Consider the following 25332-nt stretch of genomic DNA (forward strand, 5'->3'; position numbering starts at 1 on the left):
TATTCTATTTGTAAAAAAAAGCTTTAACACTTCCGTTATCATCAACAGTTGCCAACAAAATGTCCTTTATATCGGCATGATATCTCTCCGTTACGAGCTTTTTGAGCCACATTTCATTTTTGTTTATTTCTCTTAAGGCATGAAACTCAATTTTTCCTTCCTTAATAATTGTTCTGGGAAAAACAAAAGGCTTTGTTTCGAGATTCATGTCCATTGGCGTAACCGCTTGATGCTTAGGGTGTAAAAAAAATGAAATGGTTCCGTCTGCTTCCCAGAGAGCCAGGGAAATCTTTTGAACATCTTCCACCTTATTTTTCCTCAGCTCTGATAAAACAAAGTCAAGCGGAATCTTTGCTCTTGCCAAATTCTTGGAGATCAATTGTCCATCTTTTATAAGTGGAAAGGGTTCAGGATCAAGAAAGCTTCGGATCATTTTTGATTTAAGGCACAAAAAAACACCAATATTATGTAAAACCACTAATCCAATCATTGAAATAAAGGACCCTTTTAACCCTAAATTGGGATCTGACAGGGGATGGGCAATGATATTTCCAAATACTAATGCAATAATAAAATCGAGTAATCTTAATTGGGAAATGGACCGCTGCCCCATAATTTTGACCGTAACAAGCAGAAAAAAAAAGGATAATACGGCCCTTAAAACCCATTCAATGGCAGTAAGTGATTCTTGGCTTTGGAAAAAGTGCAACAGAATATCACATCCCATGATTTTCATCACTAAAGTTTTTTATTGCAATAGTATTTCCTGGATTATGAATAATATTTCATAATAAAAGTCAAGAAAAAGCTATGAGTAAATACAGAAAAAGTTTGACAATTTTGTGAACCAAATGGAATAATATATGAAAAGGGAGGATGAGTGAAATGGAAGTAAGGATACTCAATGCTGTAAAGTATATTGGTGGGACAGTACTTACAATTGGCACTATTATATTTTTGTTCGGCTTTTTTGAAAGCGGTTACAGTACATTAACTCCTATTGGGATTGGAACGGTTGTGGGCGCTATTTTTATCTTTCTAATGGGTGTGTTCCTGGTGGCAACTCAAGAAATGCTGGAAAAGACACATAAAGGAAAAAGGGTAGTATTAATGAAAAACAAAAAAGGAGCACCATTGTAAGTGCTCCTTTTGAAATTCCGTATTAAATGTAACCCCAGATCATACATAGCAGTGTACCGAAAATGGTGACCAAAGCGATGAATAATCCGTAATATACATTTGTATAGATTGCTGCTTTATCCTCGGATTCACCAGCGTGCATAAACACGACCAGCTGAAGGCCTGCCTGTATGAATGCTGTTACTAGCAGGACCGTCATGCCTAATTCAAAGGACATGTCCATGAAGTAAACCAAAAGGGCGACTGCAGTGAGAATAAGAGAAAATACAAAGCCCATCACTTGTTTGGCAGGGAATAATTCTTTCATATTACATCATTCCTTTCAGGTAGATGAAGCTGAAGATGAAGATCCAAACTACGTCCAGGAAATGCCAGTAAAGAGAGAAGATAAATGATTTATTGGCTGTTTCAGGAGTCAAGCCGCGTTTTTTTACTTGCAGCAAGATGAATAATCCCCAGAAGAAACCAAGTGTAACGTGCGCTCCATGTGTTCCCAGTGTTGTTAATAGGATAGATGTGAAGGCGCTTGTTTGTATTCCTGCCCCTTCGTGAACATAGTGAACAAATTCATATATCTCAACACCCAAGAATCCGGCACCAAGAAGGAGTGTGACACCCAAGAAAGCAAGCATTGCCTTCTTCTTGCCAAGACGCATGGCATGAATTGCAAGTCCAATGGTAAAACTACTTGTTAAAAGAACGATTGTTTCAATCAATACTGGTGTTATTTTGAAAATCTCTGCTCCATCAGGGCCGCCCGCCGTACGATCAACCAATGTGAAGTATGAGGCGAAAAGTGTTCCGAAAAGCATAATTTCGGCACCCAGGAAAATCCAAAAACCTAAGATTTTCAGGCGGTTTTCTTCAGTACTATATTCAAGTGGAAGCGAGTTATCTATTTTCATTATTTAGCACCTCGCAATTTTGTTTCAGTCTCTTCAACCTCTTCAACGGAAATGTAGTGGCCGTGATCTTTCTCAAACGAACGGAGGGCCATACAAACGAAGATACCGATTGTTGTAAGAATCAAAGGAACCCACAGGCCGAACACAAATGAAAAGCCCCATGCGAAGAAGATACAACCCATAATGAATGGGACCCCGCTGCTGTTTGGCATATGGATTTTTTCATATTTATCTTTAAATAAAACTTGGCCTTTCTTCTTTGAATCCCAATATGCTTCAATTGAGTTAACCTGCGGAACAACCGCAAAGTTATATTCAGGCACCGGAGTATGCGTAGCCCACTCAAGAGTACGCGCGTCCCAAGGATCTGCACTGATGTCTCTTGAAGCATAACGAATACTGTAATAAATATTGTACACAATAACTGCAAAACCAACTGCCATGATAAGAGCACCGATAAATGAAACCATATTCAATGGACCATATCCAGTGGACTCAGAATATGTGTACATGCGTCGCGCCTGGCCATCCAGACCTGTAATATACATTGGCATAAAGGCTAAAAGGAAACCGATTGATAGTAACCAAGCTGCCCATTTACCGAGCTTCTCATTTAACATGAAACCGAACATTTTTGGCCAGTAGTAAGTTAAACCAGCAAGCATAGCGAATACTACACCAGGAATAATTACATTGTGGAAGTGAGCAACTAAGAACATTGTATTATGGTATTGGTAGTCAGCTGCTGACATCGCCAGCATAACCCCGGTCACTCCACCAATTGTAAAGAGCGGAATGAATAGAATGGCATATAGCATTGGAGTGGTAATCTCAATTTTCCCTTTCCAAAGCGTGAACAGCCAGTTGAAAATTTTAACACCGGTAGGAACAGCGATCGCCATTGTGGTAATCGAGAAAATGGAATTCGTTAACGCTCCTTGACCCATTGTAAAGAAATGGTGGGCCCATACCAGGAATGAATAGCCTGCAATAATAACCATTGAAAAAACCATTGATTTATAGCCATATAGGTTACGACGTGCAAAAGTAGAAATGATTTCACTGTATATACCGAATGCCGGCAAGATCAAGATATAAACTTCAGGGTGTCCCCAAACCCAGAACAAGTTCGCCCAAAGCATATCCATACCGCCGTTATCCGTTGTAAAGAAGTTTGTTCCAAATAGGCGGTCCATTGTACCCATTGCCAGTGCTACAGTTAATACAGGGAAAGCAAAAACGATGATAACGTTAGCGACTAGGGAAGACCATGTAAACATTGGCATTTTCATCAAGGTCATCCCAGGTGCTCTCATCTTAAGAATAGTAGTCATAAAGTTGATACCAGTCATCAATGTACCGATACCAGCGATCTGAATCGCAATCATATAATAATTAGTTCCAACTGATTCACTGAATTCATTTCCTGCAAGCGGGAAGTATGAAGTCCAGCCTGCATCAGGAGAGCCGCCGATTACAAACGAAATGTTGAACAGCATGGCACCCATGAAGAATAACCAGAAGCTCAATGCGTTTAAACGCGGGAACGCTACGTCGCGAGCCCCAATCTGTAATGGAACAACAAAGTTCATTAAAGCCATGATAAACGGCATAGCCATGAACAGAATCATAACAACTCCGTGAGTGGAGAAAATCTCATTATAGTGCTGTGCATCCAGTAGCTTGGCATCAGGAGTAGCCAGTTGGGCACGAAGCATGATTGCGTCGACTCCACCACGGAATAACATCAGCAAGGCAGATATTAGATACATAATACCGATACGTTTATGGTCTACCGTTGTCAGCCATTCACGCCATAAATAACCCCATTTTTTAAAGTAGGTTAAGCCGGCGAGTACCGCAATCATAGTAAGGCCAATGGCAACCATAGACGCGTAAATCGCAGGGCTTGGATGAGGTATGGCGAATCTATCAAAAAAGTCCATACTTTTGTGACTCCTTTCGGAAAATGTATTTCTTTGCTTGTTTAAACTATCATCTATCAATATTCCAAAATATTAGTGATTTTTATGTTCTGAATGTTCATGAGAGTCATGCTCAGTATGCTCATCATTTGGATGTTCCTCAGATTCATTCGATCCATGGTCATGTCCACCATTTTCACCTGACGGCGGTGGGTTGAATTCCAGGTGAGTTCCAGTATATGTTGACTTTCCAAGGTGGCCTGGCTCTAACAAATCATCGAACTTTTCTTCAGTAAGAGGTTTAGCGGTAGACTTTACTTCTTCTACCCATTCATCAAATTCAGCTTGAGGCATTGCTTTGACGTCAAAGACATTTTCAGCGGTTCCTTTACCACTGAAGTTTGCGTTACGTCCAAAATATTCACCAGGAACGTCAGCGGCTAAATGTAATGTAGTCACCATGTCCGCCATAGCGTATTTTTGTCCTCCAAGCTGAGGAATCCAGAAGCTTGTGATTGGCCCGTATGAATATAGTTTAAACTCAAGAGCGCGGTCTGTTGGAATATACAAGTAGTTAACGGTTTCGATATCTTGTTCCGGATAACTAAAATGCCATTTCCAGTTAGATGAAGAAGCATAAACGATTAATGGTTCTTTATCTTCGTATCCTTTTGGTGTTGCCTCAACTTCATAGTTGGATTTAACAGACATAAAGGAAAGGAAAGCAACGATCAAAATTGGAATCCCGATACAAAGCGCTTCTACAAGCGCACTTCCTTCAATGTGTGGCGGTTCATAATCTTTGCTTTGTTTTGACGCACGGTACTTTACTAACATAAATACTAATAGTGCGAAAACAACAAGGACAATAAATAACATGATCCAAATTGATAACATAATGTCATCTGCTTGTGTTTGGGCTTGTGGTCCTTTAGGATCCAAGACCATTAAGGGTTCACAACCCGTTAACACGGTGGCAATAGTAAAAAGTACAGTTATTAAAGCCCACTTCAATTTCATAATGTAACCCCTTTCGTAAATAGTAGCCAAAGATACTAAACTACAAAATTGTGAAACATTATTTCACAATTACATTGTAAATCTTTGTAAAATTGTTAATGTGTTCACAAATCAACATCTTTATCTTAGTCCCATGTATGTAAAAATACAAATGAAATTGCAGTATGTCACAAAATGTTCAATATTCTCTGGTGAATCGCTGGAAGCTTTATATAAAAATGGATGAATTGTTAATGAGGGAAAAATGGAAAGAAGGAGTGGGGTATACTATTTTATTAATATAATAATAACAGGTATGCCACGTTCGGTACGGGCCTGAAATATGAATAATAGCAAGCAGGTACCTGTAAGGTGGCCTGCTTCCATTTAATCCGTCCATTGTTTTTCAACTTGTTCGAGGGCTTTGCGGAAAATTTCTTCCTCTTCTTCCTCACGTTTTGCCAGTACATTCGTTTGATAGCTCTTTCCTAAATAATCAATTTTTACAGTCACTTGAACCATGTTTGCCATCCTCTCTGCTGAAATATGCTTATGGGGTGTTAATACCTTCTTTTAAGGAACTTCAAACATTCGGGGGTAATGCGCATAATTTTATGGGAATTCTGAAATTTTTTAGAATAATTTAACAAGGGGGATGCTTGTTAATTAATTAAGTATTGATTAGCTTTTCCTCTATGTTAGAAATTATTTTAAAAAAGAAAATTTGTTCAAATCTTATCATTGCTCCAAGTTGGGAGAAAATACATTGACAGTGGCAACGGTTTTAACTATAGTAACAATGATAAAATGTTAATGTAATCCCCGTGGCAGGGAGAGGTTCATAGCAGCAACCCTCTATAAAAAACTATGGCTTTGATTGCATACGAATCAACCATATCGGGGGGAGATATGGTTTTTGTTTTTTACGGCTGCTTTTTATGGATGTGATCCGCTCTTTTTATGGCACGGTCATTAATAGGGAGGTTTTTTTATGCCTGGAAGAACAGATGAAGAATTGCAAGACATTACACTATTGGGGAATCAGGGAACTAAATATTTATTTGAATATTCACCTGATATTCTTGAGTCGTTTGATAATAAACATCCGAACCGCGACTATTTCGTAAAATTCAATTGTCCCGAGTTCACGAGCCTTTGCCCAATGACAGGCCAGCCGGATTTCGCGACGATTTATATCAGCTACATCCCGGGGGAAAAGATGGTGGAATCTAAATCGCTAAAGCTGTATTTATTCAGCTTCCGCAATCACGGCGATTTCCATGAGGATTGCGTTAATATCATCATGAATGACCTGATCGATTTGATGGATCCGAAATATATAGAGGTGTGGGGAAAATTCACGCCAAGGGGAGGGATTTCTATCGATCCCTACACGAATTATGGAAAGCCGGGGACGAAATATGAACAAATGGCTGAGCATCGCATGATGAACCATGATCTTTATCCTGAGAAAATCGATAACCGATAATTTTCAGGAACATGCGGATTCAGCAAAAAGTCCGGGAAATATGTTTAGATTTAAAGAGATATGGCATTCTAAGAGTGAGATTATCTTAGGAGGTGCTGTATGAGGGACGAAAAGAGCAAAATCCAATATGACGCCCAGGGAAATGTGATTCCTGCAATCGCTAAAGGCAAGGAAGCGGAGCTGGATTCCAAACGCGGTATACAGGACGAGAAAAATCCTGATGATTTTGACATTTACGAATAAACATGTTTAGCAAGGAGGGCTAAGGCAGCCTTCCTTTTTTATTTTATGTTGATGCTGGGTTTTATTAACGCAGATACAGGTGAACCTAACGGGTACACTAATGGCCTGGAGGTGTTTATAATGGCAGGAATCAGTCAAGATGAGAGAGGCATGGGAACCCAAGGGGCGAGAAAACGGCAAAGGGATCAAGCTTGTATCAATCAGTCCCTGGATAACTCTGATTACGCTCCAGGAATGGACGCGGCCGCAACCTGTGACAACCAGGGGGAGGCAGCCCAAAACCAAGCAGGCTCTTCGGGGCGGTTTGGGAATGAATTCGCAAGCGTCGATAACCAAGTGAACAGAAAATTAACATAAACAAGGCGCCCTTCGGGGTGCCTTGTTTTTACAGGGTCTAAGCCCTTAAGGAACCGGTAAGGTGAAGCAGTAAAGCGATGGGGGACTGACCCCCAATACGGTAAAGCGGTAACGTGACGGGGGACTGACCCCAAATACTGTAAGCACAAATGCGGTAACGAATGAGGGACACTGACTCTCGCGCTTTCGCACCTACCCATTGCTAAAACAGGCAGTACTTAAAACAGTGAAAAAAGAGTAACCGAATAGGCTACTTTTTTCTAAAAAGTCGGAAGTTTTCACGAATGACTGCAACCTCTTCTTGGTTCAAACCAACATGGTTTAAAAATGAATCGGCATCCATTCCTAATTGGAAGCTATCCAATTCATGATTGCTTAATGTTAAGTCCCTGTGGAAGGTATTTCCCTCAATAGGCCTTAGAATGCCCATTTCTTTCGCCATGGTTACTCACCTCCTGTCTTTATGTTGCGGAGTATATGAGAGATCATGACAAGAAGTAAAAGGAAATGAATGAATTACGATATGCAATTATCTTATTTTTGGACTTTCTTATACTTTTCGTTCAAATTTGTCTGGGTAAGTCGGTCATTGATACAAACCCGACATTTATCGTAAGAGATTTTTTATTAGCGATATTTTTCGTGCTTGAGAGTTTAACACCGTGGGGATATCGTAAATAAAAGAAGTTTGAATTTTAAAAATATTTGGAGGTGCTCTATGGAAGAAAGAGAGCAGGAAGTACAAGTAAGAAGTGGTTTTAGCAAAAAAGCATTTTGGACATCGCTGGCGTCAGGTTTTTTACTTCTTGGTTTACTGCTTGTTTCTTTTGGTATTTCGGGGGTGGCATGTGCTGTTCCGATCGCAGGGGTAGGCGACTTTTATGTAAAATTTGATCAACTGGAAGGTACAGGCTACACATTCTATCCTAAACTCGGCGAAACGAGCTCATCTGATTCATCGCCTCAGGGTACAAACTTAATTAAGGATGTAACCATTAAAAATTTGCAATTATATAAGGACTTTAAAGTCGGCGGGGATACGATCCGGGTATTGATAACAGCCTCAAAGCCTGTCAGGATTACGGGGCTTCACCATGATGCCGGATTAATCCAGGCGAACGCCAAGTTCCAGAATCTTACTCTTAAAGAAAACAATAGTTCAAATTGGCAAAAGCAATTCGAGCAAACATCTTCCAAGATTACACTTGAAAATGCAAAGCTGAAAACACATTACCTTTTCCAGGAAACAATTAATATGGCAGGAATGAAGCTCACTGTAGAAAAGATTAAATAGACCGTTGGGGAGGGATCTTGATGGAGCGTAGAAGCTGGAAAAAATCACGGACGTTTTGGGGATCTGTCGCGACAATTGTAAGCGGTATCATGATGCTGTGGGTGCCACTGAACCTGTATCTCAGCACATTCCTGCCAGGCTCGGTAGCCATGATAGGGCTGTTGTTTGGCGGTCTATTGATTTTAACCGGATTGTTGGCAATGTTTTTCCCGAACAATTCAAAGATACTTGGTTTTATGACAATATTTTTTTCCATCTTATCCGTAATCGGGGCGCTTGGGGGATTTTTGGTCGGCACTGTATTTGGAATTATTGGAGGGTCATTATTGATTGCCTGGGGGCCTGTAGCAGTGCACGAACCGAAAAGCAAAAAATCGAAAAATCGCAAACCGGAGTTGACGGAAAGCCCTGTTAAGGCAGGGTAAAGGAGACGAGGGGATGATGATAAAGCGTCTGACTAACAAATTGTTAATGGGTATTATCATTTTTCATATCTTAGCGCTATCCTTGCTGCCGCCATTTACCTTTACGGAAGTGAAAGCAGCAGCTGATTCGCCAGGATTCATCATCCAGGCAGATTGGGTGGTCGGAAAGAATATGACTCCATCCATCGTCTTTACGGAAACATCAGGGAGCGATAAGACCCCGATGCTCCGTGTCCACTATGAGGAGGCAGTCATATACGGGATGAAGCTTACCAAGCAATTTAGCACGCCGTCCGGTCCGGTCAGCCTCACGTTAAAAGCTGATGGGCCTGTAAGGATGAGCGGTATGACGGTAGATACAAGCTCACTTTCTTTTAAGGGCGCATGCCTGCGGGCTACGGAAAACATTCCTGATGCAGGCCTTGAAGATGTGACGATGGTTGTACATTATATGAATGCTGGAGGAAGCAATATTGAACAGCTTAGTCTTCAGACAGTAGACGGCAATCAAGGCCCTGCCAAACCAAAAAAGACGCAAATCTTAGTGGATTTGGCGCTTCTTCCGTATACCCAGGCTTTAAAGGAAGTAGAAAAAATTTCATCCGGGAAGAAACCGTTAGTCTGTGACGAACCTGTTGCAGACGAGGGTGATGTTAAACCTGGCGAACCTAAAGCGTCCATTCCGGACGAATTGTCTCGTGAAGACCTTGTTCCTGGGGAAGAAGTTATAGAAGATAGAGTAGGAAAAGTGACAGACCCAGTAACAAAAGTGATTGACCCTGCCACAGGCGTGATCGAACCGGTGACGGGAATAACCGACCCTATTACAGATCCGGTTAAAGACATTGTGAAACCAGTAGAAAAAGTAATAAAACCGGTAACAAAACCAGTGAAAAAAGTACTCAAACCTGTGACCAAACCGGTGAAAAAGATAGTAAAGCCAGTAACCAAACCAGTAAAAGAAGTGGTTAAGCCGGTTGAGGAGAAACTCAAGCCTGTAACGGCACCTGTTAAACATGCACTTTCAGAATCTTGTAAACGGGTAAAAGACACAAAAGGGAAAATCACCAAGGATCTTGGATTGGATCTCATTGACCAGGCATTAAAGGAAGGGAAAACATTGCCTGAGTTGTGTAAGGGTGATGCCTCATTGACGAGAGCCCTGGAAGATTTTGAGGATGGTTTGACAGATATCCTGGGCTTGGATTTCATATTTAAGGCGCTGGGTCAGGATGAAGAGGCAAAATTGAAAAGAATGAAAGAAACACTTAAAAACCAAAAGGATAATTTCATCATTTCACTATGAAACAGGGGAATCATCCTCTGTTTTTTCTATATCAGCGAATTTATAGATATATCCAGCGAAATCTTGAAAATGTCATAGGATTTTTAGATATATCAGCTGTATTTTTGAAATATCGGCTAAATTTCGGATAAATCGGCTGTATCCCTGATATATCAGCGGAATCTAATAAAACCGAAAACTCTGTATGTAGATAAAAATAGGTCGCATCACCTGATCTGCTCAGGCGAATTAGCCTCTGCATCTGAAAACGTATTGAATGCTGCTCCTTCTCTCAAACTTTGCGGGGATTCTTCAAGCGGCGGTGGTCCATTCAAAATGAAATAAAAAAGAAATCATAGGCATTTGGAAATTCAGTCTTGTTACAAGATTTTTGAAAACCCGAAGTTTTCCTTCCAATTCCATAAGAATTCCCGGCAAATTCTGGTATGGTATAATATTATTGATTTTTATGAAAGTTAACGTTTTTCATACTCTTTCGAATTAATTACAGTCCGCCATATGAATACATTTGTTTTTACTGTGTGGAATTTTCAGCTTGATTGTTTGGGGAAAAAGAGTAATAATAGATAATAATTTTACTGATAATTTTAACAATTAGGGGATGTAAGAATGAAGGTTACAAAATTCGGCGGTTCATCGCTGGCGTCAGGTGCTCAGTTAAAAAAGGTTTTGGATATTGTTGTGGCAGACCCGCAAAGAAAGGTAGTTGTGGTTTCGGCTCCTGGAAAACGGTATGCTGATGACATAAAAGTGACCGATTTATTGATTGAGTGCGCTAACCAGCATTTGCAATCCGGTGAAGCGCCGGAACTTGAAAACGCAATTGTAAGCAGATATGGCAGCATCGCTAAAGAACTGGATTTGCCTGAAACCATTACAGAACAAATTCGGAGGGATCTTCTTAAGCTTTTGCAAGGAGATAAAAGCAGCCCGGAAAGATATATGGATGCTGTCAAGGCAAGCGGCGAGGACAATAATGCCAAACTGGTCGCAGCTTACTTCCAGAGCGAAGGATTGGATGCCGTTTATGTAAATCCCCAGGATGCGGGGCTTTTTGTCAGCGATGAAGCTGGTTATGTCAAAATTCTCCCTGAATCATATGACAACCTGTATAAATTACGGGATGAGCCGGCGATCGTGGTCTTTCCTGGATTTTTCGGCTATAACAAGGCTGGTGAAATTGTGACGTTCTCAAGAAGTGGTTCCGATATAACGGGATCCATCCTGGCAAACGGGACAAAAGCGGAATTATATGAGAATTTCACGGATGTTGATGCCGTGTACTCTGTGAATCCGAATGTGGTAAAGAATCCAAAAGAGGTCCGGGAGCTTACATATCGGGAGATGAGGGAGCTTTCGTATGCCGGTTTCTCGGTGTTTCACGATGAAGCATTGATTCCGGCTTTCCGTGCGGGCATCCCGGTGAATATAAAGAACACGAACAACCCATCTGCGGAAGGGACGAAGATCGTCAATAATCGGGATAATACGAATGGTCCTGTCATAGGTATTGCCAGTGACAATGGTTTTTGCAGCATTTATGTCAGCAAATACTTAATGAACCGGGAGATCGGGTTCGGGCGCAGGCTTTTGCATATTTTAGAAGAGAATGGCCTGTCCTATGAGCATATCCCCTCTGGAATTGACGATATCTCAATCATCTTGCGCCAGGACCAGTTCGGCCAGGATCTGGAGGATAAAATTGTATCCCGGATCTACGAGGAACTCCAAGCCGATGAGGTAAAGGTGCAGCATGACCTATCGCTCATCATGATCGTCGGAGAAGGCATGCGGCAAAACGTGGGGACCACGGCAAGAGCCTCCAAGGCATTGGCCGGGGCGAAGGTGAATATCGAAATGATAAACCAGGGCTCCTCGGAAGTGAGCATGATGTTCGGGGTGAAAAATAAGGATGAAGGAAAAGCAGTCCGGGCATTATACGAAGAATTCTTCGCCTCTGTGCCGATTTCACGGTGATCTATATTCCGACCCATTGCAGCCTTGTAATGGGTTTTTTAATGCGCACAAAGTTGGCATAATAAAAGGAATATAGATAAGATTGTATAATAAGAAAAAATGTATGCAAAAAGGAACAGCTTGTTTAGGCAGAACACATCCACGTCCGCCACGTCCTTATGTTTTTCTCCTGTGTGATCAACAACATGTAGGCCGAGTACTAAGTCTCGCCAATCGGTGGGTTTTCTAATAACGGAAGGAAGATCTGTGAAAGATATGAGAAAATTGTCTTTTTTTCTAAAGCCCTATAAGCTCCCAATATTCGTCGCACTTTTCCTGATGCTTTTCGAATTGGCCGTAGAGCTCATCCAGCCGCTCTTGATGGCGAAAATAATTGATGAAGGGATATTGCAGAATGATCTCCGAGTGGTTTATCTGTGGGGAAGTGTTCTTGTGGGAGTGTCCATCCTTGCTTTTATCGGGGGTATCGTGAATTCATTTGCTGCGTCCCATGTCAGCCAGGGTTTCGGATTTGATGTGAGGAAGAGTTTGTTTGAAAAAGTCCAATCCTTCTCCTTCACGAATCTTGATAAACTTTCCGCTTCATCTCTGATTACCAGATTAACAGGAGATGTCACCGTTCTTCAAAATACTGTGTTTATGGGCCTGCGAATCATGATGCGAGCCCCTCTGCTGGTAATTGGCGGGACGGTCATGGCTTTGTTGGTTGATGCTAAATTAGCGTTCATCCTATTAATCACAATCCCGGTCCTGATCTACTTCCTTTTCTGGGTCATGGGCCGGGCCGGGAAGCTTTTTAAGGATGTTCAGTCAAGGCTGGACGCCGTAAATGGCATCATGCGGGAAAATTTAAACGGAATTCGCCTGATTAAGGCGTTTATCAGGAGAGACTTTGAGATTACAAAATTCCGGAATGCCGCTGATCGATTGAAGAACAAAACGGCTGCTTCTTTAAGATTAATAGAAACAACATTGCCCATTTTACTTTTGGTGATGAATATTAGCGTTATTGTGATCCTTTGGTTTGGCAGCAAACAAATAATCACAGGGGATATTAAGGTAGGGGAAGTGGTAGCGATCGTCAATTATGTAACGAGAATTACCGCCTCATTTTCCGTGTTTTCCTGGCTGATTATGGCGCTTTCAAGGGCCGGAGCATCAGCAGGGCGCATAAACGAAGTGTTTTCTACACACATAGATTTACTGGATATGGTAAATGCCGACCCTGCTACGGAAATAAAGGCAGGGAGGGTAGAGTTTTGCAACGTTTCGTTCCAGTATCCGGCTGCGGAAAATCACGTGCTGAACCATGTATCTTTTGTGGCCGAACCAGGTGAAACGGTGGCCATTCTTGGAGGCACCGGTTCTGGGAAAACAACGCTTTTCCATTTGATTCCCCGACTATACGATGCTGATGGCGGGAAGGTGCTTATTGACGGTACAGATGTAAGGCAATTCAAGATTGAAACGTTGAGGAAACAAATTGGCGTCGTACCGCAGGAAGCCCATCTCTTTACTGGAACGGTACGGGAGAACATTGCCTGGGGAAAAGGAGAAGCAACAGATGATGAAATCGTAATTGCGGCCACCGACGCACAAATCCATGGCATGGTCGAAAAGCTGCCGGGACAATATGAAACAATCGTTGGACAAAAGGGCGTCAACCTATCGGGCGGGCAAAAGCAGCGCTTATCAATCGCAAGAGCTCTTGTCAGGAAACCAAAGATCCTCCTTTTGGACGACAGTACCAGTGCTCTGGACGCCAACACGGAAACCAACCTGCTTCAGGCCTTGGAAAAGTACCTGTGTACTACTTTTATCATTACCCAAAAAATCAGTACCGCGAAAGCTGCGGATTTGATTTTGCTCTTGGATGATGGACAGCTGATTGCAAAAGGGAGCCATGAAGAGCTGCTTAGAAGTGAGGGGCTTTATCAAAGAATTTATAAGTCCCAGTTTAGAGAGGAGGCCCTTTGATATGAGACGGATCAACCCTTCAACAGGTCCAAGCCACCACCATGCCCCTAAAACTGCAGCAAAGCCGCGCAACTGGGCATCCACTATCAAGCGTATCTGGATGTATCTGGCCAACAGAAAAGGGCTGTTGATCCTAGTTTTGTTCACGGTTGTTGCCAGCTCTGCAGCAAGCCTGCTCGGCCCCTATCTATTAGGAGTTGCAATAGATGACTTTATTGTGGCAGGGAACACCAGCGCTATGCTTACGCTTTTGGTTTCTTTGATCGGTGTTTACGTTTTTCAATCGGTTACTGTATGGCTGCAAAGTTTCTGGATGATCGGCATCGCCCAGGATACAGTAAACACAATGCGCAATCAATTGTTCGAACATCTGCATAAATTGCCCATCAAGTTTTTCGACCACCGGCAGCACGGAGAATTGATGAGCCGCGTTACCAATGATATCGAAAACGTTAGCTCCACCTTGAATAGCTCGGTTATCCAGATTTTCTCAAGCCTGCTGATGTTGGCTGGAACTGTTGCCGTCATGGTCTGGTTAAGTCCATTGCTCACATTGCTGACCCTTATGATCGTGCCTTTGATGTTTGCCGGAATGAAGTGGATCACGAACCGGACGGGCAGGCTGTTTAGGGAGCAGCAGCGGAATCTCGGAGAATTGAATGGATTTATGGAAGAAACCATCTCAGGCCAGCGGATCGTCAAGACATTCTCCCAGGAGGAAAAAGTGCTAGGCCATTTTGTTGAACGAAGTGAAAAACTAAAACATTCCGGATATCTGGCCCAGGCTTATTCAGGATTTATCCCCAAATTAATGAACGTCTTGAACAATCTTAGCTTTGCGATCATTGCCGGTGTCGGCGGGATACTGGCCTTCAAGGGAGCCATCTCGATCGGGACGATTGTCATCTTTACAGAGTATTCAAGGCAGTTTACCCGTCCGTTAAACGATCTTTCGAATCAGTTTAACACACTGCTTTCCGCAGTAGCCGGTGCAGAAAGGGTCTTTGAAATTTTAGATGAGGAAGAAGAAGAAAAAGATGAAAAAGAAGCTGTAGGTTTAGCGAGTGTGGAGGGAAGAGTCTCTTTTGACAATGTATCATTTTCCTATGAAACGGGTTCAAACACAATCAAGAATGTTAGTTTTCAGGTGAACAATGGGGAAACGGTTGCACTAGTGGGGCCGACAGGAGCCGGGAAAACTACAATCATCAACTTGCTTTCACGCTTTTATGAACCTGATAGCGGACGGATTTTAGTGGACGGCCAGGATACCCGAAATGTTACAAGAGCCAGTCTTCGAAAGAATATGGGCTTTGTCTTGCAGGATTCTTTTTTGTTTGAAGGAAGCATTCTCGAAAACATTCGGTACGGCCGGCTTGAAGCCACGAATGCAGAGGTAGAGGAAGCTGCAAAACTTGCGAATGCCCATTCCTTCATAATGAAGCTGCCTCATGCTTACGACACGGTATTGAATCAAGATGGCGGCGGGATCAGCCAGGGGCAGCGGCAGCTGCTCTCCATTGCCAGAGCCTTATTGGCTGATCCAAAGATTTTGATCCTTGATGAAGCAACGAGCAGCATCGATACCATTACCGAACTGAAAATCCAGGAGGCATTGCAGCGTTTAATGGAAGGAAGGACCAGCTTTGTGATTGCGCACAGGCTTGGAACCATCCGAAAGGCGGACCAGATACTTGTCCTGCGTGAAGGCCGGATTATCGAGAGAGGAACTCATGAATCCCTTATGCGGGAAGAAGGGTTTTATTACGGGCTCTTTAATCGCCAGCATGCTGAAGGGCATTTGACCGGATGAAAGGGGTTTTTTATGTCCTTTTTGCTGGCCGGTGTAATTATCAAGATTCCGTATCTTCAAATCTTTCTTTTTCGAAAGCTCGCCAGGAGGCTGGTTTTCTTGTGGGAAAGATCAGGAAATATGTCAGACAGCGGCCATGTTCGGGACAAAAGAACTGTTTTTACAAGGACATGAAACTTAGTGCTTCTATGTTCGTATAATTTTGAAAGAAGGCCCGCCTTCAGACTAACGATGGAAGGTAAATGGAAATAGGATAAGGGAATATGTCTACTTTTTCACAGGTACCGGTCTGTAGAAGAAAGCTTAGGAGGTTGTGAGGGTGAAGCGAATTGGTGAATATGTTTTAGGGATCATCGGAGTTATTTTGTCAGGATTGATGCTGTTATTCGGATTGCTGTTTCTATTTGTAGAGGGAAATGGCCAGTTGAAATTGGAAATGGAAAAAATGATGCAGAGCGATCCGGCTTTGAACGGCACTGATATTACAGCGGTCATGAACATATTCGGGGCAATCGGCTGGGCGTTTACAATTGCATCCATTCTTGGGTTTGTCCTTGGTTTAGTTGCAATTTTTGTATTAAAAGCACGGAAGCCAAAAGCGGCCGGAATATTCTTTATCACAGGTGGCGTCCTTGTAGGTCTGGTTTCAGTGGGGGCAGGCTTTTTGCCGGGGCTTCTTTATCTGATTGCGGGAATTATGTGCTTGGTACGTAAGGAAAAAACCGGGGATTTTAATGCGGGCTGATATCTCTATAAAGACTGACTAAAGAGCAAGCAAAGGGGATAGAAATGGCGACCATTATAATAAACCGCGAAAAACAACTGATGAACAAATTCAGGGACTATAAAATCCTTATGGATGATAGGGAGATCGGATCAATCAAGGACGGAGAAACGAAAGAATTCACGCTTGAACCTGGAGATTATAAACTGCAAATGCAAATTGACTGGTGCTTGAGCAAGGAAATTTCATTTACGGCAGGTGAGGGTGAAAGGGTCCGGTTCCAATGCGGCACCAGGATAACAGGAAAGAAAATGTTTAATGTGTTGAACTTAATGGAAAAGGCAGATGAAGTAGTATATCTTGACAGAAAATGACGTAAGCTCAGTTCCAAGCGCAGCTCTAAGCCTAACTGCCGCTGCCGCCTGAAACATGGAATAGTGCCTGACCGATTTATTTGAGTAAGCTCCCAAAACCAATTTTCGTCTGCAGAATACAACAAAACATTTGTATAATAATTTGTTTGAGCAATATATTTGTAAATCGTAATGATTCCGGTTATGATGTGTTTATCAATAAAAAAAGAGGTGATACGTTTGAAACCGGAAATACATCCAGAATATCGTAAAGTAGTCTTTATGGACATGAACAGCGGCTTCAAGTTTTTAAGCGGATCCACAAAAAGTTCCAATGAAACGGTTGAATGGGAAGACGGGGAAACGTACCCTGTGTTAAAGGTTGAAGTAACTTCGGATACCCATACTTTTTATACCGGAAGGCAAAAATTTGCCGATAAAGGCGGAAGAGCCGAGCGCTTTATGCAAAAATATAAAATGAGTAATATTAATGGATAGAACGAAGCCTGCATGTGTGATGCAGGCTTTTTTTTGAAGAAAAATACTATTTTAGAAGAATGGCTATCCAAAAATATTGTAGAAAAAACGGGAAAATAAATTGCTTTTAAAATAACCGCTATTTTATAATCAATAATAGAAAGAAAATTCTTAATTTATAGAAAAGGGGGGGTTAGCGGTATAAAAAGCTGAATATCATTTAGAGAAAGAAAACTATAATTTTAAGAGAGGTGGGAGAAAGAATGAAAGCGCTTAAATCAATTCTGCTTTGGGGAGTTATTTCTGCTATTGGGGCTGTTAGTTTTGGTTTTGTTGCCTTAAAACGTGGAGAGAGTATCAACGCAATCTGGATTTTGACTGCCGCTGTCTGTGTGTATGCTGTTGCTTACCGCTTTTATAGTAAATTTATCGCGCAAAAAGTTTTTGAGTTAAATGATGATCGCATTACACCGGCAGAAGCAAATAATGATGGAAAAGACTATGTGCCGACCAATAAATGGGTCCTGTTCGGCCACCACTTTGCTGCGATTGCAGGCGCAGGTCCGCTTGTCGGGCCAATTTTGGCTGCGCAAATGGGCTACTTGCCCGGAACCCTTTGGATTGTGGTAGGGGTTGTTTTGGCAGGGGCTGTACAGGATTTTGTGATTTTATTCGGATCGATGCGAAGAAATGGAAAATCACTTGGTGAAATGATAAAAGAAGAAATCGGCCCAATCACAGGGACGATTGCGATGTTTGGAATTCTTGGAATCATGATTATTTTATTAGCCGTACTCGCTTTGGTCGTTGTGAAAGCGCTTGTAGGAAGCCCTTGGGGTATGTTTACAATCGCGGCCACCATACCTATCGCCATTTTTATGGGGATTTATATGCGTTATATCCGGCCTGGCCGGGTCGGGGAAGGTTCGATAATCGGGATTGTTTTATTGCTTCTTTCCCTTTACGGCGGCCAATTGGTTTCTGAAAATACAACGCTTGCTGCCATGTTTACATTCAGCGGCGAAGCAATTGCTCTTATGATGATTGCCTACGGCTTTATCGCTTCAGTGTTGCCCGTATGGCTTTTGCTTGCACCGCGTGATTATTTAAGTACATTTTTAAAGGTAGGAACGATCATTGGCCTTGCAATAGGGATTCTGGTTGTGGCGCCAAATCTTGAAATGCCTGCCGTCACCAAGTTTATTGACGGAACCGGGCCTGTTTTTTCCGGAAATCTGTTCCCGTTCTTATTCATTACAATTGCCTGTGGAGCTGTATCAGGTTTCCATTCACTCATTTCATCAGGGACTACGCCTAAGATGATCGAGCGGGAATCACATGCCCGGCCGATTGGTTACGGAGCGATGCTTACCGAATCCTTCGTAGCCGTTATGGCTATGATTGCTGCCTGTGTCTTGACACCAGGCATATACTTTGCAATCAATAGCCCGCCTGCAGTAATTGGTCCTGATGCCGTTACAGCTGCAGCAACCATTTCTGACTGGGGGTTCAAACTTACGCCGGACGATTTGACTAATCTGGCTGATAAAGTAGGGGAAGAATCCGTTATTTCACGGACTGGCGGTGCCCCGACCCTCGCGATCGGCATGGCAGTTATTTTCTCCGAAGTGATAGGCGGGGATGCCATGATGGCATTCTGGTACCACTTTGCGATACTCTTTGAAGCATTATTTATCTTAACGACAATAGATGCGGGAACCCGGGTGGGACGCTTCATGATCCAGGATATCATCGGTACCTTCTATAAGCCGTTTGCAAAGACTGATGCGTGGGTCCCGAATATCATTGCAACAGCGCTTTGCGTTTTGGGCTGGGGATATTTCCTGTATCAGGGTGTCATCGATCCGTTAGGCGGCATTAATACCCTATGGCCATTATTTGGAATAGCGAATCAAATGCTTGCAGGAATTGCGCTTCTACTGGGGTCAACTATCCTGTTTAAAATGGGTAAGAAAGCATATACATGGGTTACGCTTGTTCCGACAACCTTCGTATTGATAGTGACGATGACTGCCGGATGGCAAAAACTATTCCATGAAAACCCAAGGATTGGTTTCTTGGCACATGGAAAAGTGTTCAAGGATGCCATTGACAAGGGTGAAATATTGCCGCCTGCGAAAACCATGGGCGAAATGAGACAGGTATTGGTAAACGATTATGTGGATGCAGCCCTGTGTGCGTTCTTCATGCTTATCGTCATAACGGTATTTATATCAGCAGTCCGTTTATGGATTAAGGTGTTAAAGGACCAGGAGGTAACGCTCCATGAAACGGTTCATACCCATCGGGCCTAAAAAGGAGGGAGAAGATGCTTAAGAAAATTTCAGAGATACTGAGTTATCGGAAACAGTTTATTAGCCTGCTTGTGGGTGTACCATCCTATGAAACTTACGTTGACCATATGCGTACACATCATCCGGATGCACAGGTGAAAAGCCGGAAAGAATTTTTCTGCGAAGCTCAAGAAGACCGGTTCAACGCAAAAGGCGGAAAAATTTCACGATGTTGTTAATTAAAAGAAAGATGACTTTTCATGAAAATGAAAGTGAAAGGGTTTGATTTTAAAGGTAAACCGCTTTCTTTTGATGTACCCGCATAGGGAAAAGCACATATAAAACTTGGTTTTTGGGGGTCACTTCAAAGTCTCGATGCTTTTAAAATATAAAAGATAATTTGTAAAAAGACTAAAAAAAATTTAATGGATCGGGAGAAAATAGGAAAAGTAGGAAGCTTTGATAAACCCGCTCTTGAATTTTCCCTATTGCTTGTATTGAAGACTTGAAAAAATAACAATTATCCAGAAGATACTCTCCTTGCGAGGGTATCTTTTTTTGAGGAAAAAACACATGTAAGAAAACATAACATTGTTTTTAAAATATCTGAATTTTTACTTGTATTTTTATTATTCAAACTATATGATAAGTTTAACGACAAATCATGTTAGGAAATATAACATGAAAATAAGGTTAAAAGGGGTGCACTGAAATGGAAATGGGAGATGCAGTATTCATGTTTATTGCAACAATGTTGGTCTGGCTGATGACTCCTGGTATTGCGCTATTTTACGGAGGGATGGTTAAAAGCAAAAATGTGCTAAGCACGGCGATGCACAGTTATATGCCTATGGCAATCGTATCGATTTTATGGGTGCTCGTAGGTTATTCACTCTCCTTCTCTACAGGAGGAAACGCCTTTATTGGGAACCTTGACTGGGCCGGTTTAAAGGGGGTAACTTTTGAACCAAACGGGGATTATAGTGCCACAATTCCCCATAACATGTTCATGTTGTTCCAAATGACATTCGCTGTTTTGACAGTTGCGATTATTTCAGGCGGATTCGCCGAACGTATGAGGTTTTCCGCATTTATCGCTTTTATCATAATTTGGTCCTTACTTGCTTACGCTCCGGTAGCCCACTGGGTGTGGGGAGTTGGAGGCTGGTTGAGGGAGCTTGGTGCCCTGGATTTTGCAGGGGGCAACGTTGTCCATATATCCTCGGGAGTGACAGGGTTGGTACTGGCAATCCTCTTAGGAAAACGCAAGGATCTGGAATCCAGTTCTCCGCACAATCTTCCATTAACGTTTTTAGGTGCAACTTTGATCTGGTTCGGGTGGTACGGATTTAACGTGGGAAGTGCCCTGACGATTAATGATGTTGCCATGACAGTGTTCGTCAATACGGCAATCGCTGCGGCTGCGGGAATACTGGGATGGCTGTTAATCGAATACTACGTCAATAAAAAGCCGACGATGCTTGGGGGCCTCTCAGGAGCGATAGCCGGGCTGGTGGCAATCACTCCGGCTTGCGGATTTGTAACATCAGCCTCATCGATCATCATTGGCCTTGTCGGTGGAATCGTATGTTTCTGGGGAGTTACTTATTTAAAAAAGAAACTCGGCTATGATGATGCATTGGATGCGTTTGGCTTGCATGGCATAGGCGGAACTTGGGGCGGAATCGCAACAGGCCTTTTTGCAACAACATCCGTAAACTCCGGGGGAGCCAATGGCCTTTTCTACGGTGATTTCGGGCTTTTGTGGAAACAAGTTGTGGCAATTGTGGCGACGTTCATTTTTGTGGCTGTCATCACTTACATCATTGCCAGGGTAATTAATGTATTTGTGCCAATCCGTGTTGATGAAGAACAGGAATCACTGGGGCTGGATTTAACGCTGCACGGCGAAAAAGCTTACCATGAAACAAATTTTTAAGGGGGACCAGAGATGGGAGAGACGTTAACAAAAATAGAGATTGTCACACGCCCTAATAAATTTGAACAGTTCAAACAGGAACTGGCGAAAATCGGGGTCAGCGGGATTACGGTTTCTGATGTAAAAGGAACAGGACTTCAAAAAGGATTTGTTGAAACCTACCGGGGTGTGAAGCGTGAAATTACGCTTCACGACCGGATCAAAATTGAAATCGTCGTTTGTGAAGTTCCCGTACATGAGGTGATTGAGGTTGCCAGAAAGTTTTTCAATACCGGTCAGCCCGGGGACGGAAAGGTCTTTATCCATGAACTATCAAATGTGATAAAAATCAGGACAGGGGAAGAAGGGCATGACGCGTTAAAAAATGATAAATAGCTTCCCCGGAGACTGGTAATGCAGGAGGGGGCCCATGGGGAAGTTAGTGAATCTGTTCAATGCGAAAAAGTCGAAGATGATAAACCTGCTTATCTGTGAGTAGGCATATGAGCCTGATGACCGAACTTATTTATCTGTTTACCCTCCCGTTAAAAGAGCTGGAGGAAATGGTGGAAGGGTTAAAAAAATAAATATAAGTGAATGAACGAAGCAAAATTTGTGTATTTTGCTTCTTTTCATTTTTTGACGGTTGTAAATTTATTGGATTTATTTTACAATATTATTAAACAGTGGTCAATTACAGGGAGAATCAGCATTCATGACACCAAGAAAATCAGTGGAGACAGAGCTTTCCAGGGAAAGAATTATGGATACGGCAAGAAGTCTTTTTGTGAAAGAAGGCTATCAGAGTGTTTCGATGAGGAAAATCGCCAAAGAACTCGATTACACGCATGGTGCCATTTATTATCACTTTGAGAATAAAGCGGAACTTTTCTACGCCCTGGTTAAGGAAGACTTTTCTTTATTAGACGGGGTATTGGAGAAAATACTGCGGCAAGATTTTGGGGAAAGGGAAAAGCTCAGGAAGATATTACTCGGATTTATAGAGTTCGGCCTGACACACCCGAACCACTATGAAATCATGTTTTTAACCAGGGATGAAGATGTTCAAAGCCATTTAAAAAAAGGACCAGACCAAAGCTATGAGCTATTTGCACATGCAATTTATGAATTGTGCGGAAGGAAGGTTAACATGAAAACAATTTGGTCGATTTTTTTGAGCATCCATGGATTTGCGGCTGTATACTGCCGGTCGGGCCAAACCTATGAAGATGTAAGCGACCTGGCTGAATCGCATGTTTCTTTGCTGCTAAAAGCGATCGATATGTAGACAGCTTTTTTTGCCATTTTATTGACCACCGGATAATTAAAGGAGGATCTGTCATGAAAAAGGCATTGGTGTTAGGTGCTTCGGGGAGTATGGGCAGTGCCATTGTTTCCGAGCTAATTGAAAGAAACATAGAGGTTAGGGTTTTTTCGAGGAATAAGGAAAAATTGCAAAGTCTTTTCAATGATAAGGAAGTAGTTATCATCGCTGGGGATGTTTTTAATAAAAAAGAGTTAAGGGATGCAGCGGCAGGGGTGGATGTCATTTTCCATGCGATCAATATTCCTTATCAGGAATGGGAAGAAAAACTTGCTGACTTGATGAACAACATTGTGGATGCGGCAAAGGAATCGAAAGCCAGGCTCGCTATAGTGGACAATATTTACGCATATGGGCGGAGCCGGGGGATTCCGTTAACAGAGGAAATGCGGAAAAACCCTCATACAAAAAAAGGGAAACTCCGGTTGGAAGCTGAAAACATGGCTAAGGAATCAGGGATACCGATGTTTATTGCCCATTTCCCTGACTTTTACGGACCTAATGCGGGAAGTACATTGTTGAATTATACATTAGAAAGCATGGTCAAAAATAAGAAGGCGCGATTTGTGGGCGATCAAGCTGCGGCCAGAGAGTATATCTTCACACCGGACGGAGCAAAGGCTATGGTCGAACTCGCCCTGAATGATAAAGCGTATGGCCAAAATTGGAATATACCTGGAACAAGCACGATTACCGGTACAGAAATCCTACAAATGGCAAAACAAGCCACAGGCTATAGTCGACACATTTCGAAAGTTTCAAAAGGAATGATCCGGTTTTTTGGCTTCTTTGATAAATTCATGAAGGAATACCTTGAGATGTACTATTTAACGGAAGAGCCGGTTGTACTTGACGGCAGCAAATATGAGCGTGAGATTGGGCCGGTTCCCCGGACACCATACAGAATTGGCATAGAGATAACGATTGCCCAGCTGAGGGGATAGTCCGAGATGAGTTAATCAATTGGAACGAAAGATGGAAAATCCAAAATTTGGTTTTCCATCTTTTTATTTTAAGAATATTATCCTTTTAATAAAAAGGAATTGCCGTCATCATCTTTAAAGGTCGCGAAGGTTCCCCATTGCATTTCATTCAGCTCGCCCTCGAATTCTACTCCATTATCTTTCATTGTTTGGTAGGTTCCTTTAATATCATCGGTTACGAAAACGATGGATGGCTTCAGTTCAGCCCAGTTTTTCATCATGCTTTTCGGATAGATTACAAGAGCGGTTTCCGCCCCTTTAGGCCCTACCTCCAGCCAATAGCTGCCCGGCGCCATTTCTCTTTCGGCGAAAACATCAAAGCCTGCCTTTTCTGTCCAGAAAGCCTTTGCTTTTTGCTGGTCGTCCACATATACAGCAGTGGTTGCGATTTTAGTGATCATGTTTTTGCCCCTTTATAAGAAATTATAATCCATGACTGTTATTTTATCGGTTCTTCATTGATTTAATCAACTTTGCCTTTATATCCGGGTTGGTTACTTTAAAACGTTTTCCGGAATTTCCCACATTATGTTACCATGGAAAAAGGAATGTTTTAAAGGGGGTTTCCGCTTGTTGGATAGAACATTGAAAAAGGATCGCTGGGATGCAAATTTATATGATGGAAGTCACTCGTTTGTTTCCAAGTTCGGGGAGGATTTAGTTGAGCTGTTAGCACCATTCCGGGGAGAACGGATTCTTGACCTGGGATGTGGTACAGGGGATTTAGCCAATAAACTTCATGAAATGGGGGTTCATGTCATTGGTATTGATAAATCGGAAAACATGGTTCGGAATGCAAAAGAAAAATACCCGCACATTACTTTTACTGTTCAGGATGCAGAAAAGTTAACTTTAGATCGAGAATTTGAGGCGGTGTTTTCAAATGCGGCATTGCATTGGATCAAACAGCCCGAACATGCATTATCTGGAATTTATAATGCCTTAAAACAGGGTGGCAGATTTGTAGCCGAGTTCGGTGGGAAAGGAAATGTCCAAACCATAAGTGATGAAATCGAGATACAATTAACGAAATCTGGGCTTCATGATAAACCGGGACAATTTCCATGGTATTTTCCGAGCATTGGGGAATACTCCACGCTCATGGAGAAAGCGGGATTTAGGGTTATTTTAGCACAGCACTTTAACCGGCCTACACAGTTAGAAGGGGATAGAGGGTTAAGGAATTGGATTGAGATGTTCGCAAGCAGCATGTTTGAAAATGTAAGTGGGGAAATAAAGGAGTTGATCCTTACAAATGTGGAAGAAAACCTGAAAGATGTTTTATTTCAGGATGGCGGATGGATCGCCGATTATAAAAGAATCCGTGTGATGGGGATAAAAGAATAACAAGGCTATGAAATAATACAATAATTGAAATTAAATATATATTATTCAATAAAACCACTTGT

Annotated in this window: 28 protein-coding genes; 20 read left to right on the forward strand and 8 right to left on the reverse strand. The window is 42.2% G+C overall.

All coding sequences use genetic code 11. From position 1 onward, the window contains the following. Window positions 1–4: 4 nt before the first annotated feature. Window positions 5–709: a DUF421 domain-containing protein gene (locus D0466_RS12980; protein ID WP_117323151.1), complete on the reverse strand. Its 705-nt coding sequence runs from the start codon at window positions 707–709 to the stop codon at window positions 5–7. A gap of 176 nt (window positions 710–885) precedes the next feature. Between D0466_RS12980 and D0466_RS12985 the strand changes: the two genes are divergently transcribed. Continuing rightward, window positions 886–1140: a hypothetical protein gene (locus D0466_RS12985; protein WP_117322989.1), complete on the forward strand. Its 255-nt coding sequence runs from the start codon at window positions 886–888 to the stop codon at window positions 1138–1140. 22 nt (window positions 1141–1162) lie between these two features. Here D0466_RS12985 and qoxD read toward each other — a convergent pair whose 3' ends face one another. From qoxD to D0466_RS13010, 5 genes are all read right to left on the reverse strand, one after another. After that, the gene (qoxD, locus tag D0466_RS12990) at window positions 1163–1447 is read right to left on the reverse strand and encodes a cytochrome aa3 quinol oxidase subunit IV (RefSeq protein ID WP_117322990.1); all 285 of its coding nucleotides are present in this window, start codon (window positions 1445–1447) and stop codon (window positions 1163–1165) included. A gap of 1 nt (window position 1448) precedes the next feature. After that, complete coding sequence (gene qoxC / locus D0466_RS12995; RefSeq protein ID WP_117322991.1) at window positions 1449–2045, reverse strand: cytochrome aa3 quinol oxidase subunit III; 597 nt, start codon at window positions 2043–2045, stop codon at window positions 1449–1451. Beyond that, on the reverse strand, window positions 2045–3991 hold the full coding sequence (qoxB, locus tag D0466_RS13000; RefSeq protein WP_117322992.1) for a cytochrome aa3 quinol oxidase subunit I: 1947 nt from the start codon (window positions 3989–3991) through the stop codon (window positions 2045–2047). The genes qoxC and qoxB overlap by 1 nt, the downstream gene beginning before the upstream one ends. Window positions 3992–4063: 72 nt before the next feature. Further along, window positions 4064–4990: a cytochrome aa3 quinol oxidase subunit II gene (gene qoxA / locus D0466_RS13005; RefSeq protein WP_117322993.1), complete on the reverse strand. Its 927-nt coding sequence runs from the start codon at window positions 4988–4990 to the stop codon at window positions 4064–4066. A gap of 366 nt (window positions 4991–5356) precedes the next feature. Beyond that, window positions 5357–5491, reverse strand: coding sequence for a BA3454 family stress response protein (locus D0466_RS13010; RefSeq protein WP_117322994.1), 135 nt, complete (start codon window positions 5489–5491; stop codon window positions 5357–5359). A 469-nt stretch (window positions 5492–5960) separates the two neighbouring features. Between D0466_RS13010 and queF the strand changes: the two genes are divergently transcribed. From queF to D0466_RS13020, 3 genes are all read left to right on the forward strand, one after another. Then, entirely contained in the window at window positions 5961–6458 is a 498-nt protein-coding gene (gene queF, locus D0466_RS13015) for a preQ(1) synthase (RefSeq protein ID WP_117322995.1), read from the forward strand. A 99-nt stretch (window positions 6459–6557) separates the two neighbouring features. Next, window positions 6558–6701 (forward strand): hypothetical protein, encoded by a 144-nt coding sequence (locus D0466_RS22230; RefSeq protein WP_158555903.1) that lies wholly within the window; start codon window positions 6558–6560, stop codon window positions 6699–6701. A 120-nt stretch (window positions 6702–6821) separates the two neighbouring features. Continuing rightward, on the forward strand, window positions 6822–7058 hold the full coding sequence (locus D0466_RS13020) for a hypothetical protein (protein ID WP_142919931.1): 237 nt from the start codon (window positions 6822–6824) through the stop codon (window positions 7056–7058). Between the two features lie 250 nt (window positions 7059–7308). Here the strand turns inward: D0466_RS13020 and D0466_RS13025 are convergent, their stop codons facing one another. Further along, complete coding sequence (locus D0466_RS13025; RefSeq protein ID WP_117322997.1) at window positions 7309–7500, reverse strand: hypothetical protein; 192 nt, start codon at window positions 7498–7500, stop codon at window positions 7309–7311. A gap of 276 nt (window positions 7501–7776) precedes the next feature. On the opposite strand from D0466_RS13025, the gene D0466_RS13030 reads away from it, so the two are divergent. From D0466_RS13030 to D0466_RS13100, 15 genes are all read left to right on the forward strand, one after another. Beyond that, complete coding sequence (locus D0466_RS13030) at window positions 7777–8352, forward strand: DUF6230 family protein (RefSeq protein ID WP_117322998.1); 576 nt, start codon at window positions 7777–7779, stop codon at window positions 8350–8352. 20 nt (window positions 8353–8372) lie between these two features. Beyond that, on the forward strand, window positions 8373–8777 hold the full coding sequence (locus D0466_RS13035) for a DUF6114 domain-containing protein (RefSeq protein WP_117322999.1): 405 nt from the start codon (window positions 8373–8375) through the stop codon (window positions 8775–8777). A gap of 13 nt (window positions 8778–8790) precedes the next feature. Further along, entirely contained in the window at window positions 8791–10083 is a 1293-nt protein-coding gene (locus D0466_RS13040) for a hypothetical protein (RefSeq protein WP_117323000.1), read from the forward strand. A 609-nt stretch (window positions 10084–10692) separates the two neighbouring features. Then, window positions 10693–12060: an aspartate kinase gene (locus D0466_RS13045; RefSeq protein WP_117323001.1), complete on the forward strand. Its 1368-nt coding sequence runs from the start codon at window positions 10693–10695 to the stop codon at window positions 12058–12060. Window positions 12061–12315: 255 nt separating this feature from the next. After that, entirely contained in the window at window positions 12316–14037 is a 1722-nt protein-coding gene (locus D0466_RS13050) for an ABC transporter ATP-binding protein (RefSeq protein WP_117323152.1), read from the forward strand. A gap of 1 nt (window position 14038) precedes the next feature. Continuing rightward, window positions 14039–15850 carry an ABC transporter ATP-binding protein gene (locus D0466_RS13055; protein WP_117323002.1) on the forward strand — a complete coding sequence of 604 codons (1812 nt, stop codon included), beginning with the start codon at window positions 14039–14041 and terminating at the stop codon, window positions 15848–15850. A 319-nt stretch (window positions 15851–16169) separates the two neighbouring features. Next, on the forward strand, window positions 16170–16595 hold the full coding sequence (locus D0466_RS13060) for a DUF4064 domain-containing protein (RefSeq protein WP_158555904.1): 426 nt from the start codon (window positions 16170–16172) through the stop codon (window positions 16593–16595). A gap of 44 nt (window positions 16596–16639) precedes the next feature. Beyond that, on the forward strand, window positions 16640–16948 hold the full coding sequence (locus tag D0466_RS13065; RefSeq protein ID WP_117323004.1) for a hypothetical protein: 309 nt from the start codon (window positions 16640–16642) through the stop codon (window positions 16946–16948). 219 nt (window positions 16949–17167) lie between these two features. After that, complete coding sequence (locus tag D0466_RS13070) at window positions 17168–17425, forward strand: type B 50S ribosomal protein L31 (RefSeq protein WP_117323005.1); 258 nt, start codon at window positions 17168–17170, stop codon at window positions 17423–17425. Between the two features lie 242 nt (window positions 17426–17667). Next, window positions 17668–19719, forward strand: coding sequence for a carbon starvation CstA family protein (locus tag D0466_RS13075; RefSeq protein ID WP_117323006.1), 2052 nt, complete (start codon window positions 17668–17670; stop codon window positions 19717–19719). A gap of 14 nt (window positions 19720–19733) precedes the next feature. Then, a complete protein-coding gene (locus tag D0466_RS13080) occupies window positions 19734–19937 on the forward strand; it encodes a YbdD/YjiX family protein (RefSeq protein ID WP_117323007.1) in 204 nt (67 codons plus the stop codon). A gap of 473 nt (window positions 19938–20410) precedes the next feature. Then, the gene (locus tag D0466_RS13085) at window positions 20411–21637 is read left to right on the forward strand and encodes an ammonium transporter (protein WP_117323008.1); all 1227 of its coding nucleotides are present in this window, start codon (window positions 20411–20413) and stop codon (window positions 21635–21637) included. Between the two features lie 12 nt (window positions 21638–21649). Continuing rightward, a complete protein-coding gene (locus tag D0466_RS13090) occupies window positions 21650–22012 on the forward strand; it encodes a P-II family nitrogen regulator (RefSeq protein WP_117323009.1) in 363 nt (120 codons plus the stop codon). A 319-nt stretch (window positions 22013–22331) separates the two neighbouring features. Next, the gene (locus D0466_RS13095) at window positions 22332–22904 is read left to right on the forward strand and encodes a TetR/AcrR family transcriptional regulator (RefSeq protein WP_117323010.1); all 573 of its coding nucleotides are present in this window, start codon (window positions 22332–22334) and stop codon (window positions 22902–22904) included. Window positions 22905–22957: 53 nt separating this feature from the next. Then, complete coding sequence (locus D0466_RS13100) at window positions 22958–23884, forward strand: SDR family NAD(P)-dependent oxidoreductase (RefSeq protein ID WP_117323011.1); 927 nt, start codon at window positions 22958–22960, stop codon at window positions 23882–23884. 77 nt (window positions 23885–23961) lie between these two features. On the opposite strand, the gene D0466_RS13105 is transcribed toward D0466_RS13100, so the two are convergent. Further along, window positions 23962–24324: a VOC family protein gene (locus D0466_RS13105; RefSeq protein WP_117323012.1), complete on the reverse strand. Its 363-nt coding sequence runs from the start codon at window positions 24322–24324 to the stop codon at window positions 23962–23964. Between the two features lie 169 nt (window positions 24325–24493). Between D0466_RS13105 and D0466_RS13110 the strand changes: the two genes are divergently transcribed. Continuing rightward, on the forward strand, window positions 24494–25270 hold the full coding sequence (locus D0466_RS13110) for a class I SAM-dependent methyltransferase (RefSeq protein WP_233522644.1): 777 nt from the start codon (window positions 24494–24496) through the stop codon (window positions 25268–25270). The last annotated feature ends 62 nt before the right edge of the window (window positions 25271–25332 follow it).

Origin of the sequence: Peribacillus glennii (genome assembly GCF_003429105.1) — a bacterium.
In the GTDB taxonomy this organism is placed as follows: Bacteria; Bacillota; Bacilli; order Bacillales; family DSM-1321; genus Peribacillus; species Peribacillus glennii.

What these genes read in the sequence shown, in the direction of transcription:
- D0466_RS12985 (WP_117322989.1), top strand. Translation starts at nt 886, where the DNA reads ATGGAAGTAAGGATACTCAATGCTGTAAAGTATATTGGTGGGACAGTA.
- qoxD (WP_117322990.1), bottom strand. Translation starts at nt 1,447, where the DNA reads ATGAAAGAATTATTCCCTGCCAAACAAGTGATGGGCTTTGTATTTTCT.
- qoxC (WP_117322991.1), bottom strand. Translation starts at nt 2,045, where the DNA reads ATGAAAATAGATAACTCGCTTCCACTTGAATATAGTACTGAAGAAAAC.
- qoxB (WP_117322992.1), bottom strand. Translation starts at nt 3,991, where the DNA reads ATGGACTTTTTTGATAGATTCGCCATACCTCATCCAAGCCCTGCGATT.
- qoxA (WP_117322993.1), bottom strand. Translation starts at nt 4,990, where the DNA reads ATGAAATTGAAGTGGGCTTTAATAACTGTACTTTTTACTATTGCCACC.
- D0466_RS13010 (WP_117322994.1), bottom strand. Translation starts at nt 5,491, where the DNA reads ATGGTTCAAGTGACTGTAAAAATTGATTATTTAGGAAAGAGCTATCAA.
- queF (WP_117322995.1), top strand. Translation starts at nt 5,961, where the DNA reads ATGCCTGGAAGAACAGATGAAGAATTGCAAGACATTACACTATTGGGG.
- D0466_RS22230 (WP_158555903.1), top strand. Translation starts at nt 6,558, where the DNA reads ATGAGGGACGAAAAGAGCAAAATCCAATATGACGCCCAGGGAAATGTG.
- D0466_RS13020 (WP_142919931.1), top strand. Translation starts at nt 6,822, where the DNA reads ATGGCAGGAATCAGTCAAGATGAGAGAGGCATGGGAACCCAAGGGGCG.
- D0466_RS13025 (WP_117322997.1), bottom strand. Translation starts at nt 7,500, where the DNA reads ATGGCGAAAGAAATGGGCATTCTAAGGCCTATTGAGGGAAATACCTTC.
- D0466_RS13030 (WP_117322998.1), top strand. Translation starts at nt 7,777, where the DNA reads ATGGAAGAAAGAGAGCAGGAAGTACAAGTAAGAAGTGGTTTTAGCAAA.
- D0466_RS13035 (WP_117322999.1), top strand. Translation starts at nt 8,373, where the DNA reads ATGGAGCGTAGAAGCTGGAAAAAATCACGGACGTTTTGGGGATCTGTC.
- D0466_RS13040 (WP_117323000.1), top strand. Translation starts at nt 8,791, where the DNA reads ATGATGATAAAGCGTCTGACTAACAAATTGTTAATGGGTATTATCATT.
- D0466_RS13045 (WP_117323001.1), top strand. Translation starts at nt 10,693, where the DNA reads ATGAAGGTTACAAAATTCGGCGGTTCATCGCTGGCGTCAGGTGCTCAG.
- D0466_RS13050 (WP_117323152.1), top strand. Translation starts at nt 12,316, where the DNA reads ATGAGAAAATTGTCTTTTTTTCTAAAGCCCTATAAGCTCCCAATATTC.
- D0466_RS13055 (WP_117323002.1), top strand. Translation starts at nt 14,039, where the DNA reads ATGAGACGGATCAACCCTTCAACAGGTCCAAGCCACCACCATGCCCCT.
- D0466_RS13065 (WP_117323004.1), top strand. Translation starts at nt 16,640, where the DNA reads ATGGCGACCATTATAATAAACCGCGAAAAACAACTGATGAACAAATTC.
- D0466_RS13075 (WP_117323006.1), top strand. Translation starts at nt 17,668, where the DNA reads ATGAAAGCGCTTAAATCAATTCTGCTTTGGGGAGTTATTTCTGCTATT.
- D0466_RS13080 (WP_117323007.1), top strand. Translation starts at nt 19,734, where the DNA reads ATGCTTAAGAAAATTTCAGAGATACTGAGTTATCGGAAACAGTTTATT.
- D0466_RS13085 (WP_117323008.1), top strand. Translation starts at nt 20,411, where the DNA reads ATGGAAATGGGAGATGCAGTATTCATGTTTATTGCAACAATGTTGGTC.
- D0466_RS13090 (WP_117323009.1), top strand. Translation starts at nt 21,650, where the DNA reads ATGGGAGAGACGTTAACAAAAATAGAGATTGTCACACGCCCTAATAAA.
- D0466_RS13095 (WP_117323010.1), top strand. Translation starts at nt 22,332, where the DNA reads ATGACACCAAGAAAATCAGTGGAGACAGAGCTTTCCAGGGAAAGAATT.
- D0466_RS13100 (WP_117323011.1), top strand. Translation starts at nt 22,958, where the DNA reads ATGAAAAAGGCATTGGTGTTAGGTGCTTCGGGGAGTATGGGCAGTGCC.
- D0466_RS13105 (WP_117323012.1), bottom strand. Translation starts at nt 24,324, where the DNA reads ATGATCACTAAAATCGCAACCACTGCTGTATATGTGGACGACCAGCAA.